This window comes from Escherichia sp. MOD1-EC6300, from assembly GCF_002965045.1.
In the GTDB taxonomy this organism is placed as follows: domain Bacteria; phylum Pseudomonadota; class Gammaproteobacteria; order Enterobacterales; family Enterobacteriaceae; genus Escherichia; species Escherichia coli_F.
The window spans coordinates 1-20,222 of the sequence record NZ_PTRH01000006.1 but is presented as its reverse complement, the minus strand read 5'-3'; the positions used below and the strand labels follow the sequence as shown (position 1 = coordinate 20,222).

The following is a 20,222-nucleotide window of genomic DNA, read 5'->3' as shown; positions in this document are numbered from 1 at the left end:
CTAATATGGTAGGGTTTATATAAGAGACAGCGTAATCAGGAGTAACCGACCGTTGGATGCCACAACAATAATTAGCCTTTTCATCTTAGGATCCATCCTTGTCACCAGCAGTATTTTACTTAGTTCATTTTCTTCCCGTCTTGGCATTCCTATTCTGGTTATTTTTCTGGCGATCGGCATGCTGGCGGGAGTCGATGGCATCGGCGGTATCCCGTTTGATAATTACCCCTTCGCCTACATGGTAAGTAACCTGGCGCTGGCGATTATTTTGCTCGACGGCGGGATGCGCACTCAGGCCAGCTCCTTTCGCGTAGCGCTAGGACCGGCGCTGTCACTGGCGACGCTGGGCGTGCTTATCACCTCTGGTTTAACCGGCATGATGGCGGCGTGGCTGTTTAATCTTGATTTGATTGAAGGCTTATTAATCGGCGCTATCGTCGGCTCCACCGATGCTGCGGCGGTATTTTCTCTGCTGGGTGGTAAGGGGCTTAACGAACGCGTTGGCTCGACGCTGGAAATTGAATCCGGCAGTAATGATCCAATGGCGGTCTTTCTGACGATTACCCTGATTGCGATGATCCAGCAGCATGAAAGCAGTGTCAGCTGGATGTTCGTGGTCGATATTCTGCAACAATTTGGCCTCGGGATTGTCATCGGTCTTGGCGGTGGTTATTTACTGCTGCAAATGATTAATCGCATCGCCCTGCCCGCCGGTTTATATCCATTGCTGGCATTAAGCGGCGGTATTTTAATTTTTGCTTTAACCACGGCGCTGGAAGGCAGCGGTATTCTGGCTGTTTATCTGTGCGGTTTTCTGCTGGGTAATCGGCCAATTCGCAACCGCTACGGCATTCTGCAAAATTTCGACGGCCTTGCCTGGCTGGCACAAATCGCCATGTTCCTGGTGCTGGGGCTGTTGGTTAACCCAAGCGATCTACTGCCTATTGCCATTCCGGCGCTCATTTTGTCCGCATGGATGATTTTCTTCGCCCGTCCCCTTTCGGTATTTGCCGGATTGCTACCGTTCCGCGGTTTTAATCTACGTGAGCGCGTGTTTATCAGTTGGGTGGGATTACGCGGCGCAGTGCCAATCATCCTGGCCGTATTCCCGATGATGGCAGGGCTGGAGAATGCGCGACTGTTCTTTAATGTCGCCTTCTTTGTGGTTCTGGTTTCACTGCTCTTGCAGGGAACATCACTCTCGTGGGCGGCGAAAAAAGCTAAAGTGGTCGTTCCACCAGTGGGGCGTCCGGTGTCACGCGTTGGCCTGGATATTCATCCGGAAAATCCATGGGAGCAGTTTGTTTATCAATTGAGTGCCGATAAATGGTGCGTGGGCGCGGCACTGCGCGATCTGCATATGCCAAAAGAGACGCGTATTGCGGCACTGTTTCGTGATAACCAGTTGCTTCATCCTACCGGCAGCACCCGACTGCGCGAAGGCGATGTGTTGTGTGTAATTGGTCGGGAACGCGATCTCCCGGCGCTCGGTAAACTGTTCAGCCAGTCGCCACCTGTCGCGCTGGATCAACGCTTCTTTGGTGACTTCATTCTCGAAGCCAGCGCTAAATATGCTGATGTGGCGCTGATATATGGCCTGGAAGACGGGCGAGAATATCGTGATAAGCAGCAAACGCTGGGTGAAATTGTCCAGCAGTTGTTAGGCGCGGCACCGGTTGTCGGTGACCAGGTAGAGTTTGCCGGGATGATCTGGACGGTGGCCGAGAAAGAAGATAATGAAGTGTTGAAGATTGGTGTACGGGTAGCAGAAGAGGACACTGAATCTTAAATATAATGCTGCATCTATCACCGGATACAATGCTTTGCTGAACGCAGCCTGAGCCTGTACATAACCTTGTCATTTCCTGACTTTAATATGCTCATTCCAACATCGGAAGAAAGTTAAATTATGGACGACAAACCATGCAGGCTCTGGCTAATGAACTAGCCAATAAACTCAAAACACTAAAAATCTCGGCCAGCTCAAAAAAGTCAGTGTAATGACTTCTTCTGACAGCAACAGGTGATGAAAAACTAGTCCCGCATTACCGGCATTCCCGTCAACCACCAGGGGTTCCGGCCTGGCATCGCCCGAAAATATTCCCCCACACATCCTGCCGCGCTGAAATAGCCCATAGAGAACCAATACGCGTATCAGACTGCCCTGTATATGTAGTGGCGTTTCATCCGCCTGTAACACCGGATAAATGAGCGATTTCTTATAGTTATTCTTTTGCTTAATAACGATTATTTCCGGGTCGTTCGCTCTCGTATTTTCTTTAATACGTCTACGCTGCCTGGGCCGTAATAAAACTTGTTCAGATCTGTTACGCATGTACCAGACCCGACACGGCATTTCTGACCCGGGAAAAAGTCAACGATGAGTCGTTATATCAGCGCAAATGACGTTTTGTGGCACCGTTGCGGTGACCACATTCACGTCTTCGGCGCTGCCAGAGGATATTTATTTCAAGGATGCATAGCATTATGGCCAGCATTAAAGACATACGCCTATTCGCCCCATCTTCCTATAACACAGGCGTACACCCGTCAGGGCGGCGCTTACTGACGGTGGAATTCAAGAATCATCTTTTGCGGAACATGCAGTATCTCGGCCCGCAAAAATTTCGCTGGGGTGATGCCCCCCAGAGGATCATTGACCTCAGTAACGCGGACAAAGTGAAAATACAGATGGAAAACAATATTACCATCACGTTGGAGGCCCCTCCGGATCCGCAATATAACGAGTTCAGGTTGGTCGCCGAATGGTGCACATGGGCTATACAGCAAGATGGTCTGCAAGAAAACCTGCACGAAACTCTGAAAGAAACCCAGCAAGAAATCCTGCAAAAAAAAGTGCCAGAAATATCACAAGAAGACGTGAAAGAAATCCTGAAAAATATCCTGGAAGAAAACCTGCCAGCAAACCGAACTGAAAACCGGGCAGAGGCATTGCGCAGAATGAAGGAATGTCTCATAAATAGACAAATTATGCTCAATCTTAGCGACCTTGGATTGACCTCACTCCCTGAAAATTTGCCTCCACTTCTGATGAAATTTTACTGCAATAATAACGTGTTGTCCGCGTTACCGAAGATGTTGCCGAAGGAACTGAGGGTGCTTGAGTGTATGGATAACGTTTTGATCTTGTTACCAAAGGTGCAGCCCCCGAAACTGATGATACTGAAGTGCTGTGAAAACTATATTATCTGGCTACCTGAGCTGTCGCCTAACCTGAGAGTGATTGACTGTTCTGAGAACTCATTGCAATTTTTACCGCCGTCGATGCCTCAGTACCTGTATACACTGCGCTGTGCTGACAACTGTATTAGCTTCATACCTGATGAGATGCTGGAGAGCCTGACTCGCCTGAAAGTATTTGACTGTTCTAGTAACGATTTGATCTCTGCACCACGGCTGCCGCCCAAGCTAATAATATACTACTGTGGTCACAACCAGTTTAAAACGATACCGGTGCCGCAGCCCCGTAGCCTGAAGTTGTTTGACTGTAACAGTAACCCTTGGGACACAGACAATTTGCCGACGCTGCTCAAAGCCGTTGAGGGCCTGAAAAAACAGGAAGGCCTGTCGGACCTTTTAGACTTTTTGCGCAAGGAAGGCCAGTTTGACCTGGAGGGACTCGAGGAGCTGGAGGACCTGATGGCTCTGGAGCACCTGGAGGATCCGGTACTCCTGGAGCGCGTGAAAGTACAGGAGGACCTGGAGCTCCTGGATCAGCAGTTGGGCCTGTTGAGTCTGGAAAGACAACAGGACTCGCAGCCTGTTAATCAACATTCTGAACATGAACCCGAATCTGCATTAAGGGTAAAGCGAGATTTATCTGAAGTCGAGTTCGAGTCAACAATGAAGCGTAAGCGTTTTATGTAGAACGCCTGTGCGGTGAGCTCAGGTTCCGGGGAAATAGTGTCCATCATTTTAATGGGCACTATCATGGAAAATGGCTCTGTCACATTAACAGCGAAAGTTGCTGACCAGCCGGATGGATGATTTTTTTGCAACCAGAAGACACTGCCTCCGATCCGGCTTACAACAAGTTACACCGTCACAACCGGGACCCGTAACGCCAGCGCGCACATCAACTCATAACCCACGGTTCCGGCAGCGGCGGCAACATCATCAATTTTGATCTCCTTGCCCCACAGCTCAACCGGTGTACCAATACCCGCCTGCGGGCAAGGCGTTAAATCGACCGCCAGCATATCCATCGAGACTGTCCCCACCGTCATGGTACGCACGCCGTCGACTAAAACAGGTGTACCGGTAGGCGCGTGGCGCGGATAACCGTCGGCGTATCCTGCGGCAACAATGCCGATTCGTTGCTCATCGCGCGCAGTATAGCGACCGCCATAGCCCACACGCTCACCCGCTTTTAGCGTCTGGACACCAATAATCTCACTGCTTAGCGTCATTACCGGACGTAATCCGGTATTGGCGATATCGCGCCACTGACCCGACGGCGAAGCACCATACAAAATAATGCCAGGCCGAACCCAGTCAAAATGCGCTTCCGGATGCCACAGAGTCGCCGCCGAATTGGACAATGAACGCCGACATTCCAGCCCTTCCGCCGCCTGCTCAATACGCGCCATTGCGCCGGCAATCCCCTCAGGATGCTCCGCCTCGGCAAAATGCGACATCAGAGTCATTTCGCCAACATTCGCCATCGCCCGCAGCTGCTGCCAGACGGTAAGCACACGATCGGGCTGGAAGCCCAACCGATTCATCCCACTGTTCACTTTAAGATAAATATCCAACGGCGCTTTTAGCCGCGCATTTTGCAGTGCTTTGAGCTGCCAGTTGCTGTGGACGCAGGTGGTCAGGCGGTACTGGTCATAAATCTCCAGATCCTGTGCATGGAAAAAACCCTCCAGCATCAGGATCGGTCCTTTCCAGCCGCGCTCACGTAACGTTATTGCCTCTTCCAGATTAAGTAATGCAAAGCCATCGGTGGCCCCTAGCGCGCTCCAGATACGCTCAATACCGTGCCCGTAAGCATTCGCTTTTACCACCGACCAGACACGCGCGTGCGGCGCGGCCTGCCGGACAATGGAAAGATTCTGTTTTAATGCCTGCAGATCGAGGCTGGCCTGTATCGGACGGGTCATCTCGTTTCCTTAGCTGTGCGCGCCATGTAAATGGCCCGGGCGTGATGGCGTAAATCCACGGCTGTAGCGTGCTACGCTTAAATCCTCATACGGGATCGCTGGCGTACGACCAGAGAGCAGATCGCTTAACAACTGACCGGAACCGCAAGCCATCGTCCAGCCGAGCGTACCGTGACCGGTATTCAGCCACAGATTTTTAAAGCGTGTGCGCCCCACAACCGGCGTACCGTCTGGCGTCATCGGGCGCAGACCAGTCCAGAATGTGGCCTGCTCGACATGACCGCCGCGTGGATAGAGATCGCGAACCACCATCTCCAGCGTTTCACGACGCGGTTGCAACAGCTCGGTGTTAAAGCCAACAATTTCCGCCATTCCACCAACACGAATGCGGTTATCGAAACGGGTAATGGCGATTTTGTAGGTTTCATCAAGGATGGTAGACACCGGCGCACCATCTTCCTGTGCAATCGGAATAGTCAGCGAGTAGCCTTTCAGCGGATACACCGGAATATCAACAATGCCTTTGAGCATCGCCGTCGAGTAAGAACCAAACGCCATCACATACGCATCGGCCTTAATCACTTCATCGCCACACTTCACGCCGTAGATTTGCTCGCCGTCGCAAAGCAGTTGGTCAACGGGCGTATTAAAGCGGAATTTAACCCCCGCCTGCTCCGCCATCCGCGCCAGATTCTGGGTAAACAGCTGGCAGTCTCCGGTTTCGTCATTGGGCAGTTGCAGACCACCCGTCAGTTTGTGCGCTACTTCTGCCAGCGCGGGCTCCACTTCCGCCAGGCGGCTGGATTCCAGCAGTTGATACGGTACGCCAGCATCTTCCAGCACGGCGATATCGCGGGTCGCATTTTCATACTGTTGTTCGGTACGGAACAGTTGCAGCGTCCCACCCTGACGCCCTTCATACTGAATATTGGTTTCGGCGCGCAATGCTTTCAGGCAATCACGGCTGTATTCCGCCAGACGCACCATCCGTCCTTTGTTTTCCATGTAGTGGCTGGTGTCGCAGTTACGTAACATTTGCCACATCCATTTCAACTGGAACTGCGTACCGTCGAGACGAACCGCCAGCGGCGCATGGCGCTGGAACATCCATTTAATCGCTTTTAAAGGCACACCTGGTGCCGCCCACGGTGCAGCATATCCGGGAGAGATTTGCCCGGCATTCGCGGCACTGGTTTCCAGGGCTGCCCCCGGCTCCCGATCAATGACGGTGACCTCATGTCCTGCCTGATTTAAGTACCAGGCGCTGGCAACGCCTACCACACCACTTCCCAGTATGACAACTCGCATAGCCACTCCGATAACGGTAGATACAGTAAAAGAATAATAATCTAATTACATCTTGATAACTCAGTTGAAAATATTATTCAACATACGGCTTTTTTATGGTGAGCTGGCTCACATCTCCCTGACTCTGCAGCAATATGGCATCTTTAGTATCTCCTGCTGAACACCCTTTTTAACCAGCATAAAATTCCGCTCAGAAGCGAATTACTGGCACTCTGATAATAAGAAATCGCAAAGAAAAAAATTCTTCGGCGACGCGGTTTTTAACAGGTGTTCTATGCTTGAAATGAGGTGTTCCACACAGAGAGCACCGACAACAATGAGGTGCGCGTATGGCGACGATCGATTCTATGAATAAGGACACCACACGTTTGAGCGATGGACCCGACTGGACGTTTGACCTGCTGGATGTTTATCTGGCAGAGATAGACCGGGTAGCGAAACTCTATCGGCTGGATACCTACCCGCACCAGATTGAAGTGATCACCTCAGAACAGATGATGGATGCCTACTCCAGCGTCGGCATGCCAATTAACTATCCACACTGGTCATTCGGTAAAAAGTTTATCGAGACTGAACGGCTGTATAAGCACGGTCAGCAAGGACTGGCCTATGAAATCGTCATTAACTCTAACCCGTGTATCGCTTACCTGATGGAAGAAAACACCATTACCATGCAAGCGCTGGTGATGGCACACGCCTGCTATGGGCATAACTCTTTCTTCAAAAATAATTACTTATTCCGTAGCTGGACCGACGCCAGTTCGATTGTCGATTATCTGATTTTTGCCCGTAAATATATTACCGAGTGCGAAGAACGTTATGGCGTTGATGAAGTAGAACGGCTTCTGGACTCGTGCCACGCGCTGATGAACTACGGCGTGGACCGGTACAAACGCCCGCAAAAAATCTCGCTGCAAGAAGAGAAAGCCCGGCAGAAAAGTCGCGAAGAGTATCTGCAAAGTCAGGTCAATATGCTCTGGCGTACCCTGCCGAAGCGCGAGGAAGAGAAAACGGTTGCTGAAGCGCGCCGCTATCCGTCCGAGCCACAAGAAAACCTGCTCTATTTTATGGAGAAAAATGCGCCACTGCTGGAATCATGGCAGCGTGAAATTCTGCGTATTGTGCGTAAGGTGAGCCAGTATTTTTATCCGCAAAAACAGACTCAGGTGATGAACGAAGGCTGGGCGACCTTCTGGCACTACACCATCCTTAACCATCTGTATGATGAAGGGAAAGTAACGGAACGTTTTATGCTGGAGTTTTTGCACAGCCACACCAATGTGGTCTTCCAGCCGCCCTATAACAGCCCGTGGTACAGCGGAATAAACCCGTATGCGCTTGGTTTCGCCATGTTCCAGGATATTAAACGGATTTGTCAGTCGCCAACGGAAGAAGACAAATACTGGTTCCCGGATATCGCCGGTTCTGACTGGCTGGACACATTGCATTTTGCGATGCGTGATTTCAAAGATGAGAGCTTTATCAGTCAGTTCCTGTCACCGAAAGTGATGCGTGATTTCCGCTTCTTCACCGTGCTGGACGACGATCGGCATAATTATCTGGAGATTTCCGCTATTCATAATGAAGAAGGTTATCGGGAGATCCGTAACCGGTTATCGTCGCAATATAATTTAAGTAATCTGGAGCCGAATATTCAGATCTGGAACGTGGATTTGCGCGGCGACCGTTCGCTGACGCTGCGTTACATTCCACATAATCGCGCACCGCTGGATCGGGGGCGCAAAGAAGTGCTGAAGCATGTGCATCGCCTGTGGGGATTTGATGTGATGCTGGAACAGCAAAACGAAGACGGCAGCGTCGAGTTGCTGGAACGCTGCCCGCCGAGAATGGGAAATCTGTAAAAACAACAAAAAACCCCTCGTTTGAGGGGTTTGCTTTTTAAACGGAAGGGATTATCGCCCCTGAATGGCTAAATCACCCGGCAGATTTTTCTGCATCCGGTGCCAAATCTCGCCGCTCTCATGCCCATAGCGACGCACTGTTTCGTATACCTGATCGTGTGCGCCTTCACTGCACAACGCCGACAGTTTGTGGTAGAAGCCCAGCGCCAGACTGCGCGCTTCCGGATTGGCAAAATAGTGACGACCAATGCGCGTATACAGCCCTTTCATCCCGTTAAGGATCAGACCGTAAATCGGGTTGCCGGAAGCAAACGCCAGACCGCGGAATATGTTGTAATCCAGCTCGGCAAAGGCATCGGCGTGATCGGCCACTTCATTAGCGGTAGCCAGCACTTCCTGCGCTTTATCGGGATGCTGACGAAACGCGGTGCGAATAAAAATAGTGGAAATATTGGTACGCACCGACAGCAAATTATCAATAAGCTGCGGCACACTTTCGTGATCCAGTCGCGCCAGTGTTTCAAGGATATTTAAACCGGAAGTTTCCCAGAAATTATTCACCTTCGTCGGCTTGCCATGTTGAATGGTCAACCAGCCATCTCGTGCCAGACGCTGTAACACTTCACGTAACGTAGTACGCGTTACGCCAATTAATTCTGAAAGTTCACGTTCTGCGGGCAAAATAGTCCCGGGAGGGAAGCGGTTATTCCAGATACTTTCAATAATGTACTCTTCCGCGAAACCCGCCGGGCTTTGCGCCTTAATGACCATAGTGAGATTTCCATAACACAGCAAAACAAAGTTGGACTCATCATACCAGAGGGCTAACTACGCTGATAGCAGACAAAAAGAAGAAAAAAGGGATCAAGGCTTCATTTTCCGCATCTCTTTACCCTTGACTATCAAGACTTGCCTCACTCCTGCCTGACCGTTAAGCTTTGCGTTTAAACATAAAAACATCATTGATTATTTGTAAGGTAAGGGAAACCATCATGGAGATCTCCTGGGGCCGCGCGCTATGGCGCAATTTTTTGGGCCAGTCCCCCGACTGGTACAAACTCGCCCTCATCATTTTCTTAATCGTAAATCCGTTAATTTTCCTCATCAGCCCTTTCGTCGCTGGCTGGTTGCTGGTAGCGGAATTTATTTTCACTCTGGCGATGGCCCTGAAATGCTACCCGCTACTCCCCGGTGGCCTGTTGGCTATCGAAGCGGTATTCATCGGCATGACCAGCGCGGAACACGTCCGTGAAGAGGTGGCGGCAAATCTTGAAGTCTTGCTGTTACTGATGTTTATGGTGGCGGGTATCTATTTTATGAAACAGCTGTTGCTGTTCATATTTACCCGTTTGCTGTTAAGCATTCGCTCCAAAATGCTGCTGTCGCTCTCTTTTTGCGTGGCAGCGGCGTTCCTCTCCGCGTTCCTCGATGCCTTAACCGTCGTGGCGGTGGTGATCAGCGTTGCCGTCGGTTTTTATGGTATTTATCACCGCGTAGCCTCTTCCCGTACTGAAGATACCGACCTGCAAGACGATAGTCATATCGACAAGCATTACAAAGTGGTTCTGGAACAGTTCCGTGGTTTTCTGCGCAGCCTGATGATGCATGCAGGTGTCGGCACCGCATTAGGCGGCGTGATGACCATGGTGGGCGAACCACAGAACTTGATCATCGCTAAAGCGGCTGGCTGGCATTTTGGCGATTTCTTCCTGCGCATGTCGCCGGTGACCGTTCCAGTTCTGATTTGTGGCCTGTTGACCTGCCTGCTGGTGGAGAAGCTACGTTGGTTTGGCTACGGCGAAACGCTGCCGGAGAAAGTCCGCGAAGTGCTGCAACAGTTTGACGATCAAAGTCGCCACCAGCGTACCCGTCAGGATAAAATTCGTCTGATTGTCCAGGCGATTATCGGCGTCTGGCTGGTCACCGCGCTGGCGTTGCATTTGGCGGAGGTTGGCCTGATTGGTTTGTCGGTCATTATTCTGGCGACATCATTGACTGGTGTCACTGATGAACATGCTATCGGTAAAGCCTTCACCGAATCTCTGCCATTCACCGCACTGTTGACGGTGTTTTTCTCGGTAGTCGCGGTGATTATCGACCAACAACTGTTTTCGCCGATTATTCAGTTTGTGTTGCAGGCATCGGAACATGCTCAGCTGTCGCTGTTCTATATTTTCAACGGTCTGCTGTCATCCATTTCGGATAACGTCTTCGTGGGGACGATTTATATCAACGAAGCGAAAGCGGCAATGGAAAGTGGCGCTATCACGTTGAAGCAATACGAGCTGCTGGCGGTCGCCATTAATACCGGTACCAATCTGCCCTCCGTCGCTACGCCGAACGGTCAGGCTGCGTTCCTGTTCCTGCTGACCTCTGCACTCGCGCCATTGATTCGCCTCTCTTATGGGCGCATGGTGTGGATGGCCCTGCCTTACACCCTCGTCCTGACACTCGTCGGCTTGCTCTGCGTCGAGTTTACGCTTGCCCCTGTAACCGAATGGTTTATGCAAATGGGCTGGATAGCAACGCTTTGATAACAACTTACCGGGCATATAAATGCCCGGTTTGCCTTTTCGCCCGATAATTGTCCAATTGCGTCCTATTTTTGCTGCCTCCTGGTGGCGCAGCGAATGAATTGGTTTAAACTGCGCACTCTATGCATATTGCAGGGAAATGATTATGTTGCGATTTTTGAATCAATGTTCACAAGGTCGGGGCGCGTGGCTGTTGATGGCGTTTACCGCTCTGGCACTGGAACTGACGGCGCTGTGGTTCCAGCATGTGATGTTACTGAAACCTTGCGTGCTCTGTATTTATGAACGCTGCGCATTATTCGGCATTCTGGGTGCTGCGCTGATTGGCGCGATCGCCCCGAAAACTCCGCTGCGTTATGTAGCGATGATTATCTGGTTGTATAGTGCGTTCCGCGGTGTGCAGTTAACTTACGAGCACACCATGCTTCAGCTCTATCCTTCGCCGTTTGCGACCTGTGATTTTATGGTTCGTTTCCCTGACTGGCTGCCGCTGGATAAATGGGTACCGCAAGTGTTTGTCGCCTCTGGCGATTGTGCCGAGCGTCAGTGGGAATTTTTAGGTCTGGAAATGCCGCAGTGGCTGCTCGGTATTTTTATCGCTTACCTCATTGTCGCGGTGCTGGTGGTGATTTCCCAGCCGTTTAAAGCGAAAAAACGTGACCTGTTCGGTCGCTAATCCATTTGGCGCTCCTGCGGGAGCGCTTTTTGCTGCCGCTATGTTCATTTGACCCGCAGTAAATCCGTACTTCGTGTTGTATAACGTGGTGAAAGCATGGCACGCTTCATCTGCCATTGTTGCTGGATCCCCTGCCCGGCAAAATAGAGTGTTCCTCTGCCCTCTTTGGCATTCAGCGTATCCATCACCGTCATCAATTGCTCACTCCCGGGACGCGGTGCATTGTCATCGAATAAATTGAGCTGCGCGACTCCCTGACTGAAGAAATCCCCCAGCATCACGCCTGCTTTTTGGTAGCGATGGCCCGCTTGCCAGATGGCATCCAGAGATCGCGTAGCGGCGTTAATAATATCCCTGCTATCCTGAGTGGGCGTCAGTAGTTTTACCGACGCACTATTGCCGTAATAAGGTTCATTGAGCGCGAATGGCGACGTTTTTATAAATGTGGAGATAAACCGACAATATTGATGCTCGCTGCGAAGTTTTTCCGCCGCCCGGGCAGCGTAACTACAAATGGCCTGCCGCATCGACGTATAATCCGTGATGCGTTCACCAAACGAGCGGGAACAGATAATTTCCTGCTTCGTCGGTGCAAACTCTTCCAGCTGCAAACAGGGTTCGCCGCGCAGTTCACGCACCGTTCTTTCGAGCACGACATTAAAATGTTTACGGATAAACCGGATATCTGTATCCGCCAAATCGAGAACGGTTTTGATCCCCATCGCGTCCAGTTTTTTGCTGATCCGCCGTCCAATCCCCCAGACTTCATCCACGGGGAGAGCAGACATTAATTTACGCTGGCGTTCCAGATTTGATAAATCCACCACCCCACCCGTCTGCCGCTGCCATTTTTTTGCCGCATGATTGGCAAGCTTAGCCAGCGTTTTGGTCTGGGCGATCCCCACACCAACAGTAAGATGGGTACGTTGTAGCACCTTTGCGCGAATTTCTCTGCCAAAATCAGTCAGATCGCGACAATTACGCACACCGGTCAGATCGCAGAATGCCTCATCAATACTGTAAATCTCGACGCGGGGCGATAGCTCTTCCAGCGTCGACATCACCCGATTGCTCATATCGGCGTAAAGCTCATAGTTACTGCTAAAGCAAACCACGCCACAGCGGCGAAACAGATCTTTTTGTTTGAACCAGGGATCGCCCATTTTAACGCCCAGCGCTTTTGCCTCGGCGTTGCGGGCAATAACACAACCGTCGTTATTAGATAAAACAACCACCGGTTTACCCCATAAATCAGGGCGAAACACCGTCTCACAACTGGCATAAAACGCGTTTACATCACAGAGGGCAAACATCAGCGCATCGCCTTAACGACGTGGATCACCACACCAAAGACATCCAGCGTATCTTCGCTACTGATGGTAATGGGTGAATATGCACTGTTCATGGGAATAAGCTGCACTGTCGGGCGTAGTTGCAATTTTTTCACCGTAAACTCGCCGTCAACAGCAGCGATGACAATATCACCATGGCTGGCGGTAATAGCGCTATCGACAATCAGTAAATCACCGTCACTAATCCCACCGTCAATCATAGAATCACCACTTGCTTTGACGAAGTAAGTCGCGCTGGGATGCTGGATCAACAGTTGATTCAGATCGATGCGCTGTTCAACGTAATCTGCGGCCGGTGAAGGAAAGCCACACTGAACAAGATCGCTAAATAGCGGAAAAGTCACAATTTCGCGGAGATCCGCAGGCTTGATAAACAACATAATAATCTGCCTGAAGTTATACTGTTTTTATATACAGTAGTCTGTTCTTGCCAGCAGATCAATACTGATTCAGGCTATCAATATTTGTCGCTGCATAGACTGCTGATTTTTCGTTCTCTTATCCTGTGCTCACGCGGCCTTCTGGCGACGACGCTCATCCAGCAGAAATGAAAAATATCACCCGGCTAAAAATAGAATAGAAGCATTCGCCATAATGACATTAAACATTGTTTGATATTTATCATATTAATAGAAATAAAGACATTGACGCATCTCACCCGCCTAACTATGAATTAGATGAAGTAAAATTCATTAATCGTTGTAAAACAGGGGTTTCATTACAATTTATATATTTAAAGAGGCGAATGATTATGACTGAAATCGTTGCAGATAAAACGGTAGAGGTAGTTAAAAACGCAATCGAAACCGCAGATGGAGCATTAGACCTTTATAATAAATATCTCGATCAGGTCATCCCCTGGCAGACCTTCGATGAAACCATAAAAGAGCTAAGTCGCTTTAAACAGGAGTATTCACAGGCAGCCTCCGTTTTAGTTGGCGATATTAAAACCTTACTTATGGATAGCCAGGATAAGTATTTTGAAGCAACCCAAACGGTGTATGAATGGTGTGGTGTTGCGACGCAATTGCTCGCAGCATATATTTTGCTATTTGATGAGTACAATGAGAAGAAAGCATCCGCCCAGAAAGACATTCTCATTAAGGTACTGGATGACGGCATCACGAAGCTGAATGAAGCGCAAAAATCTCTGCTGGTAAGCTCACAAAGTTTCAACAACGCTTCTGGAAAACTGCTGGCGTTAGATAGCCAGTTAACCAATGATTTTTCAGAAAAAAGCAGCTATTTCCAGTCACAGGTAGATAAAATCAGGAAGGAAGCGTATGCCGGTGCCGCAGCCGGTGTCGTCGCCGGTCCATTTGGATTAATCATTTCCTATTCTATTGCTGCGGGCGTAGTTGAAGGGAAACTGATTCCAGAATTGAAGAACAAGTTAAAATCTGTGCAGAGTTTCTTTACCACCCTGTCTAACACGGTTAAACAAGCGAATAAAGATATCGATGCTGCCAAATTGAAATTAACCACCGAAATAGCCGCCATCGGGGAGATAAAAACGGAAACTGAAACAACCAGATTCTACGTTGATTATGATGATTTAATGCTTTCTTTGCTAAAAGAAGCGGCAAAAAAAATGATTAACACCTGTAATGAGTATCAGAAAAGACACGGTAAGAAGACACTCTTTGAGGTACCTGAAGTCTGATAAGCGATTATTCTCTCCATGTACTCAAGGTATAAAGTTTATCACATTTAAAAATACAGCCGTTTTTTAAAGATTGAGAGTTACCTGCTGATAATAAGGTATCGGGTAACTCTCATTATGACAGAGCGCTTTCAAAAACAGGGCTACGAAATGGCGAGCATTCAGACGTATATTAAGAAAGCCCCCATCAACATCTATTAAATTTATCACTGCGCCCAGTCAGGTTTATTTAAGATATGATCCTGCCAGTCAATCACTTCTGATTCTTTCACTGCGATATGACGCACAGAGATACGTTCGCCATGCATTGCCGCTTTCGAACCAGTAAGCAGCGGATGCCACGCAGGTAAATCTTTACCTTCCGCCAGCAAGCGATAAGCGCAGGTTATTGGCAACCATTCGAATGTTGGCAGATTTTCACGGGTTAGTTTAATGCAGTCGGGTTCAAACTCGAAACGACGTTCGTAGTTCCGACATTGACAGGTTTTAATATTGAGCTGGCGACAGGCGACGTTAGTGAAGTAGATTTCGTCGGTGTCTTCATCCATCAGTTTATGCAGGCAACACTGACCGCAACCATCACACAACGACTCCCATTCCGCATCGCTCATTTCGTCCAGGGTTTTACTTTGCCAGAAAGGTACATCGCTCATCAGGTGTTCCGCCATTACGTTAAAACGCACCTTATAACCAGTCTGGCACAGCGATGCAAGTTTTGCCGCCGCTTTCAGGCGGCAAAAAGTATTACAAAACGCGAGTTGTCAAAGAATGCCCATCGAAAGTGACTGTCAGCTCATCACCGCTTTGCAACGGGCCGACGCCATCAGGCGTGCCTGTCAGCACAACGTCACCGGCCTTGAGGGTAAAAAACTTGCTCATATAAGCGATCAGCGGAACGATTTTATGGATCATGTCCGCAGTCGTACCTTGCTGGCGTTGTTCGCCATTTACGCTCAGGCCCAGCGTTGTATTTTGCGGATCGCCGGTGAATTCCGCCGCGGGAATAAACCCGGAAAGCGGACAAGAGTTATCAAACGCTTTGGCCTTTTCCCACGGCTGCCCGGCTTTCTTCATTTTTCCCTGAACATCACGCAATGTCAGATCGAGCGCCACGCCGTAACCGGCAATGGCTTTGCAGACATGCTCTTCCGTAGCCTGACGCAGCGTCGCGCCAATCAATACCGCCAGTTCGACTTCATGATGAACTGAACCGAAATCGGATGGGATCGCCAATGGCTGCCGCAGATCGCACAGTGCCGTTTCTGGTTTAATAAACAGCACTGGCTCTTCGGGCACTGCGCTGCCCATCTCTTTAATATGTTTGGCATAGTTACTACCAACACAGACTACTTTACTCACCGGATAATCCAGCAGCGCACCTTGCCAGTTGTGATGTTGATACATAACGTTCCCCTCACCTTATCGTGGATATGAAAACCCGCGCCGACAAAGATAATGCCACCGCCGGATATCGGTTATTTGTTCGTGTCGTCTGTTTTCTGCCCCATGACGGAAAGATGTTGCTTCAGCAAATCTTCGGGTGGTGGCGGTAACTGCAAATAGTAACCTTGCTCGGTTAATGCCTGTTTAACCTTTTCAATATCGGCATTGACCAGTTTCTTCCGCCCATCCAGCGGCAGAATCATCGCTAACTGAGGCTGACCAAAACCTTTCATCAGTTCCTCAGGTACACGCGAAAAATCGTCTTTTTTTTCGACATATAAATAAGTCTGGTCACGCTTGCTGCTTCGATAAATCACACAAAACATACTTTTACTCTTTAAGATGCCAGGTTTTGGCATAAGCTAACATCAATGAAACCCGCGCCACAAGCCAGCCAGCTGTAGATTTCTGCGGTTTGTTCAGTCCATGCGCCCTTAATAAGTGATCCCCGGCAAAAATGCCGCGCCGGGATTTAACCGAACGCAGGAAAGCCACTGGAATTCTCCTGTGATGAATTGTTATATTATAACAGTTCATCGTACTCATTCTGAACAGGAGACTACCTATGAAAATCAAGGGCATCAGTAAGGCTGTATTATTGCTTGCACTGCTAACCTCCACGAGCTTTGCTGCGGGTAAGAATGTCAATGTTGAGTTCAGAAAAGGCCATAGCAGCGCTCAGTACTCCGGCGAAATAAAGGGATACGATTACGATACATATATCTTCTATGCCAAAAAAGGTCAGAAAGTGCATGTGAGTATCTCTAATGAAGGCGCTGATACTTACCTCTTCGGGCCAGGAATCGATGATTCTGTTGATTTATCCAGATATTCCCCAGAACTCGATAGTCACGGACAATACTCACTCCCTGCTTCTGGCAAATATGAGCTGCGAGTGCTGCAAACCCGAAACGACGCCCGTAAAAACAAAACTAAAAAATATAACGTCAATATTCAAATTAAGTAAATGTCAACCGACGGGGACTCTCCCCGTCATAAACGTTAACGCCCCACTCCTCTCTGTCGCTCAAGAGGTTAATGACGAATAGCAGACAATGCCGAATAGAACATAATGTAAACAAGGCATCACTCACGACACATAAATAACATCTTTGTGGTGGTTTGATTGATTTTTCCACCCCGCTTACCATCCACACCAAAATAACGATCATCACGACATAATTTTTCTTTAACATCGCAAAATACACCGTTAGCGAATGTAAATTCGCTGGGATCGTAGCCTTGTAATGATTGTAAGTTTTCAGCGGCTTTTTCGCCGAGATATTTCCTTGTTAACTCTGGGGAAATGCCATCTGAGTTCACACAAATATACGGGTCGCAAACAACGCCGCACGCCGGAGATTGAAGTCCGCCAGCGTCATTTCCAGACGCCATTGATGAGAACATCATCCCCACACCTGACAATCCGATATAAAAAATACGCATCATATTCATAGCACATCCTGATAATCCAACCGTACAACACTTATGCTCATTTCATCATCAATCCGTAATCAAAACCGCTGACCTGGACGAGTTACGATGACCTGACAGAAGTATCAGACGTCTTCTGCGGTTTCTATGATAGAGCAATTCTGTGGCGGATATTAAGATAACGGGTATCTGTTCTTTAATGATGCCGCAAAAAATGGAAAGTTAAGAAAGCCTGGCGTGGTGAAAAAATACACTTTCCTCAATACTGGATATTTAAACAGGTCTGGAGATGCTGTCACGATTAGGGTGCGGAAAAAGGAAGCGTAAATAAGAACAATCAAAAGTACGACGGCAATAGGTTGATTGACAAGGATATTTTTTAAGCTATGAATCAGCGTCATTTATCACAGAATAGACTTTTACTCTGAATAAATGGGAGGGTGACTTGCCTCAATATAATCCAGACTATAACATGCCTTATAGTCTTCGGAACATCATCGCGCGCTGGCGATGATTAATAGCTAATTGAGTAAGGCCAGGATGTCAAACACGCCAATCGAGCTTAAAGGCAGTAGCTTCACTTTATCTGTGGTTCATCTGCATGAGGCAGAACCTAAGGTTATTCATCAGGCGCTGGAAGACAAAATCGCTCAGGCCCCCGCATTTTTAAAACATGCCCCTGTTGTACTCAACGTCAGTGCACTTGAAGACCCGGTAAACTGGTCAGCGATGCATAAGGCTGTTTCGGCAACCGGTTTGCGGGTTATTGGCGTAAGTGGCTGCAAAGATGCGCAACTTAAAGCCGAAATTGAAAAGATGGGGCTGCCTATCCTGACGGAAGGAAAGGAAAAAGCGCCGCGTCCAGCTCCCGCACCGCAGGCTCCAGCGCAAAATACAACGCCGGTCACAAAAACGCGTTTAATAGATACCCCGGTGCGTTCCGGTCAGCGTATTTATGCTCCACAATGTGATCTGATTGTTACAAGCCACGTTAGCGCTGGGGCCGAATTGATTGCCGATGGTAACATTCATGTTTATGGCATGATGCGCGGTCGTGCGCTGGCAGGGGCAAGTGGTGACCGGGAAACGCAAATATTTTGTACGAACCTGATGGCGGAACTGGTGTCCATCGCAGGTGAATACTGGCTGAGTGATCAAATCCCAGCAGAATTTTATGGCAAAGCAGCGCGACTACAGTTAGTCGAAAACGCTTTGACCGTTCAACCGTTAAATTGATCCCTTTTTAACAAGGAATTTCTATGGCACGCATTATTGTTGTTACTTCGGGCAAAGGGGGTGTTGGTAAGACAACCTCCAGCGCGGCCATCGCCACTGGTTTGGCCCAGAAGGGAAAGAAAACTGTCGTGATAGATTTTGATATCGGCCTGCGTAATCTCGACCTGATTATGGGTTGTGAACGCCGGGTCGTTTACGATTTCGTCAACGTCATTCAGGGCGATGCAACGCTAAATCAGGCGTTAATTAAAGATAAGCGTACTGAAAATCTCTATATTCTTCCGGCATCGCAAACACGCGATAAAGATGCCCTTACCCGTGAAGGGGTCGCCAAAGTTCTTGATGATCTGAAAGCGATGGACTTTGAATTTATCGTTTGTGACTCCCCGGCAGGGATTGAAACCGGTGCGTTAATGGCACTCTATTTTGCAGACGAAGCCATTATTACCACCAACCCGGAAGTCTCCTCAGTACGCGACTCTGACCGTATTTTAGGCATTCTGGCGTCGAAATCACGCCGCGCAGAAAATGGCGAAGAGCCTATTAAAGAGCATCTGCTGTTAACGCGTTATAACCCAGGCCGCGTGAGCAGAGGTGACATGTTGAGCATGGAAGATGTGCTGGAGATCCTGCGCATCAAACTCGTCGGCGTGATTCCTGAGGATCAATCAGTATTGCGCGCCTCTAACCAGGGTGAACCGGTCATTCTCGACATTAACGCCGATGCGGGTAAAGCCTACGCAGATACCGTAGAACGTCTGTTGGGAGAAGAACGTCCTTTCCGCTTCATTGAAGAAGAGAAGAAAGGCTTCCTCAAACGCTTGTTCGGAGGATAAGTTATGGCATTACTCGATTTCTTTCTCTCGCGGAAGAAAAACACGGCCAACATTGCAAAAGAACGGCTGCAGATTATTGTTGCTGAACGCCGTCGCAGCGATGCAGAACCGCATTATCTGCCGCAGTTGCGTAAAGATATTCTTGAGGTCATTTGTAAATACGTACAAATTGATCCTGAGATGGTAACCGTACAGCTTGAGCAAAAAGATGGCGATATTTCTATTCTTGAGCTGAACGTGACCTTACCGGAAGCAGAAGAGCTGAAATAAGCCCGCTGTAAAAGCGCATTTATCTTTAAGGCAGAGTCATCTCTGCCTTGAGTTTTTCATTCCTCTCATCCACGTTTAGTAAGCGCGGCGAGCATTCTTGCTGATGCGACGCATTGCTTCCCCCCCTTTACACCTTAATGCCGTTCCCCCCACACAGAACAAATTGTTTATACCTGGCTGAGTAAATAACCTTATTGTTAGTATTGGTATGCTGGGAGATGATAACCCCGCAATTTCATTATTCATTGTTCTCCCATAGGATGAGGTTTCCCGCCGTAACTGGCGGGCTTTTTTTGCCGCAGAATTTTCCCTTTTAACATCCTGTAAACGGAAACTGCGCCGAAGCGCAGTTTAAGCGTTGATGGTCAGAACGACCAGTTCGCACCAGCCACCGCGTTCCATGGCGATTCCACACCGGCACCATGGCTATACCCCACCCCGAGATGCCCGCTTAACGAACTGCTGAATGAGGCTTTAATACC

At 49.0% G+C, this 20,222-nt stretch carries 21 protein-coding genes and 1 pseudogene; 10 read left to right on the top strand and 12 right to left on the bottom strand.

What is annotated here, in order from left to right; genetic code table 11:
• Positions 1 to 52 precede the first annotated feature (52 nt).
• Positions 53 to 1,723, top strand: a pseudogene (locus BGE37_RS11015) (potassium/proton antiporter); the annotation flags it as partial.
• Here the strand turns inward: BGE37_RS11015 and BGE37_RS25980 are convergent.
• A complete protein-coding gene (locus tag BGE37_RS25980; RefSeq protein WP_419470900.1) occupies positions 1,661 to 1,819 on the bottom strand; it encodes a hypothetical protein in 159 nt (52 codons plus the stop codon). The pseudogene BGE37_RS11015 and the gene BGE37_RS25980 overlap by 63 nt on opposite strands.
• Positions 1,820 to 1,957: 138 nt before the next feature.
• The gene (locus BGE37_RS11010; protein ID WP_165289471.1) at positions 1,958 to 2,335 is read right to left on the bottom strand and encodes a hypothetical protein; all 378 of its coding nucleotides are present in this window, start codon (positions 2,333 to 2,335) and stop codon (positions 1,958 to 1,960) included.
• Positions 2,336 to 2,487: 152 nt separating this feature from the next.
• On the opposite strand from BGE37_RS11010, the gene BGE37_RS11005 reads away from it, so the two are divergent.
• Entirely contained in the window at positions 2,488 to 3,888 is a 1,401-nt protein-coding gene (locus tag BGE37_RS11005) for a hypothetical protein (RefSeq protein WP_103253918.1), read from the top strand.
• Between the two features lie 167 nt (positions 3,889 to 4,055).
• Here the strand turns inward: BGE37_RS11005 and dadX are convergent, their stop codons facing one another.
• Both dadX and dadA read right to left on the bottom strand, forming a co-directional pair.
• A complete protein-coding gene (dadX, locus tag BGE37_RS11000) occupies positions 4,056 to 5,126 on the bottom strand; it encodes a catabolic alanine racemase DadX (RefSeq protein ID WP_000197857.1) in 1,071 nt (356 codons plus the stop codon).
• Positions 5,127 to 5,135: 9 nt separating this feature from the next.
• A complete protein-coding gene (dadA, locus tag BGE37_RS10995) occupies positions 5,136 to 6,434 on the bottom strand; it encodes a D-amino acid dehydrogenase (RefSeq protein WP_001266908.1) in 1,299 nt (432 codons plus the stop codon).
• A gap of 329 nt (positions 6,435 to 6,763) precedes the next feature.
• Here dadA and BGE37_RS10990 point away from each other — a divergent pair, with 329 nt between their 5' ends.
• A complete protein-coding gene (locus tag BGE37_RS10990; RefSeq protein ID WP_000190853.1) occupies positions 6,764 to 8,296 on the top strand; it encodes a SpoVR family protein in 1,533 nt (510 codons plus the stop codon).
• Positions 8,297 to 8,347: 51 nt separating this feature from the next.
• On the opposite strand, the gene fadR is transcribed toward BGE37_RS10990, so the two are convergent.
• Positions 8,348 to 9,067: a fatty acid metabolism transcriptional regulator FadR gene (gene fadR, locus BGE37_RS10985; RefSeq protein WP_000234823.1), complete on the bottom strand. Its 720-nt coding sequence runs from the start codon at positions 9,065 to 9,067 to the stop codon at positions 8,348 to 8,350.
• 221 nt (positions 9,068 to 9,288) lie between these two features.
• Between fadR and nhaB the strand changes: the two genes are divergently transcribed.
• On the top strand, positions 9,289 to 10,830 hold the full coding sequence (gene nhaB, locus BGE37_RS10980) for a Na(+)/H(+) antiporter NhaB (RefSeq protein ID WP_000406391.1): 1,542 nt from the start codon (positions 9,289 to 9,291) through the stop codon (positions 10,828 to 10,830).
• A 145-nt stretch (positions 10,831 to 10,975) separates the two neighbouring features.
• Positions 10,976 to 11,506 carry a disulfide bond formation protein DsbB gene (gene dsbB, locus BGE37_RS10975; RefSeq protein ID WP_000943444.1) on the top strand — a complete coding sequence of 177 codons (531 nt, stop codon included), beginning with the start codon at positions 10,976 to 10,978 and terminating at the stop codon, positions 11,504 to 11,506.
• 44 nt (positions 11,507 to 11,550) lie between these two features.
• Here dsbB and umuC read toward each other — a convergent pair whose 3' ends face one another.
• Positions 11,551 to 12,819 carry a DNA polymerase V catalytic protein gene (gene umuC, locus BGE37_RS10970; protein ID WP_105288026.1) on the bottom strand — a complete coding sequence of 423 codons (1,269 nt, stop codon included), beginning with the start codon at positions 12,817 to 12,819 and terminating at the stop codon, positions 11,551 to 11,553.
• Positions 12,819 to 13,238: a translesion error-prone DNA polymerase V autoproteolytic subunit gene (locus BGE37_RS10965; protein ID WP_000897378.1), complete on the bottom strand. Its 420-nt coding sequence runs from the start codon at positions 13,236 to 13,238 to the stop codon at positions 12,819 to 12,821. Before BGE37_RS10965 ends, umuC begins: the two co-directional genes overlap by 1 nt.
• A gap of 371 nt (positions 13,239 to 13,609) precedes the next feature.
• On the opposite strand from BGE37_RS10965, the gene hlyE reads away from it, so the two are divergent.
• Entirely contained in the window at positions 13,610 to 14,521 is a 912-nt protein-coding gene (hlyE, locus tag BGE37_RS10960) for a hemolysin HlyE (RefSeq protein WP_001306826.1), read from the top strand.
• 206 nt (positions 14,522 to 14,727) lie between these two features.
• Here the strand turns inward: hlyE and BGE37_RS10955 are convergent, their stop codons facing one another.
• The 3 genes from BGE37_RS10955 to BGE37_RS10945 all read right to left on the bottom strand — a co-directional run bounded on the left by BGE37_RS10955 (position 14,728) and on the right by BGE37_RS10945 (position 16,290).
• Positions 14,728 to 15,174: a YcgN family cysteine cluster protein gene (locus BGE37_RS10955; RefSeq protein WP_024218650.1), complete on the bottom strand. Its 447-nt coding sequence runs from the start codon at positions 15,172 to 15,174 to the stop codon at positions 14,728 to 14,730.
• A 91-nt stretch (positions 15,175 to 15,265) separates the two neighbouring features.
• Positions 15,266 to 15,925, bottom strand: coding sequence for a fumarylacetoacetate hydrolase family protein (locus tag BGE37_RS10950; RefSeq protein ID WP_105288025.1), 660 nt, complete (start codon positions 15,923 to 15,925; stop codon positions 15,266 to 15,268).
• Positions 15,926 to 15,996: 71 nt separating this feature from the next.
• Positions 15,997 to 16,290, bottom strand: a complete 294-nt coding sequence (locus BGE37_RS10945; RefSeq protein WP_001295992.1) for a YcgL domain-containing protein — start codon at positions 16,288 to 16,290, stop codon at positions 15,997 to 15,999.
• 239 nt (positions 16,291 to 16,529) lie between these two features.
• Here BGE37_RS10945 and pliG point away from each other — a divergent pair, with 239 nt between their 5' ends.
• Positions 16,530 to 16,931, top strand: coding sequence for a g-type lysoyme inhibitor PliG (gene pliG / locus BGE37_RS10935; protein WP_105288024.1), 402 nt, complete (start codon positions 16,530 to 16,532; stop codon positions 16,929 to 16,931).
• Between the two features lie 119 nt (positions 16,932 to 17,050).
• Here pliG and BGE37_RS10930 read toward each other — a convergent pair whose 3' ends face one another.
• Positions 17,051 to 17,419: a YcgJ family protein gene (locus tag BGE37_RS10930; protein WP_105288023.1), complete on the bottom strand. Its 369-nt coding sequence runs from the start codon at positions 17,417 to 17,419 to the stop codon at positions 17,051 to 17,053.
• A gap of 519 nt (positions 17,420 to 17,938) precedes the next feature.
• On the opposite strand from BGE37_RS10930, the gene minC reads away from it, so the two are divergent.
• The 3 genes from minC to minE are packed head-to-tail and all read left to right on the top strand — an operon-like array spanning position 17,939 to position 19,740.
• On the top strand, positions 17,939 to 18,634 hold the full coding sequence (gene minC / locus BGE37_RS10920) for a septum site-determining protein MinC (RefSeq protein WP_000072536.1): 696 nt from the start codon (positions 17,939 to 17,941) through the stop codon (positions 18,632 to 18,634).
• 23 nt (positions 18,635 to 18,657) lie between these two features.
• Complete coding sequence (minD, locus tag BGE37_RS10915) at positions 18,658 to 19,470, top strand: septum site-determining protein MinD (RefSeq protein ID WP_000101055.1); 813 nt, start codon at positions 18,658 to 18,660, stop codon at positions 19,468 to 19,470.
• Between the two features lie 3 nt (positions 19,471 to 19,473).
• The gene (gene minE / locus BGE37_RS10910; protein ID WP_001185665.1) at positions 19,474 to 19,740 is read left to right on the top strand and encodes a cell division topological specificity factor MinE; all 267 of its coding nucleotides are present in this window, start codon (positions 19,474 to 19,476) and stop codon (positions 19,738 to 19,740) included.
• A gap of 365 nt (positions 19,741 to 20,105) precedes the next feature.
• Here the strand turns inward: minE and BGE37_RS25975 are convergent.
• Positions 20,106 to 20,222, bottom strand: a 117-nt coding sequence (locus BGE37_RS25975; protein ID WP_123057327.1) for an autotransporter outer membrane beta-barrel domain-containing protein, incomplete at its 5' end; no start/stop codon positions are given.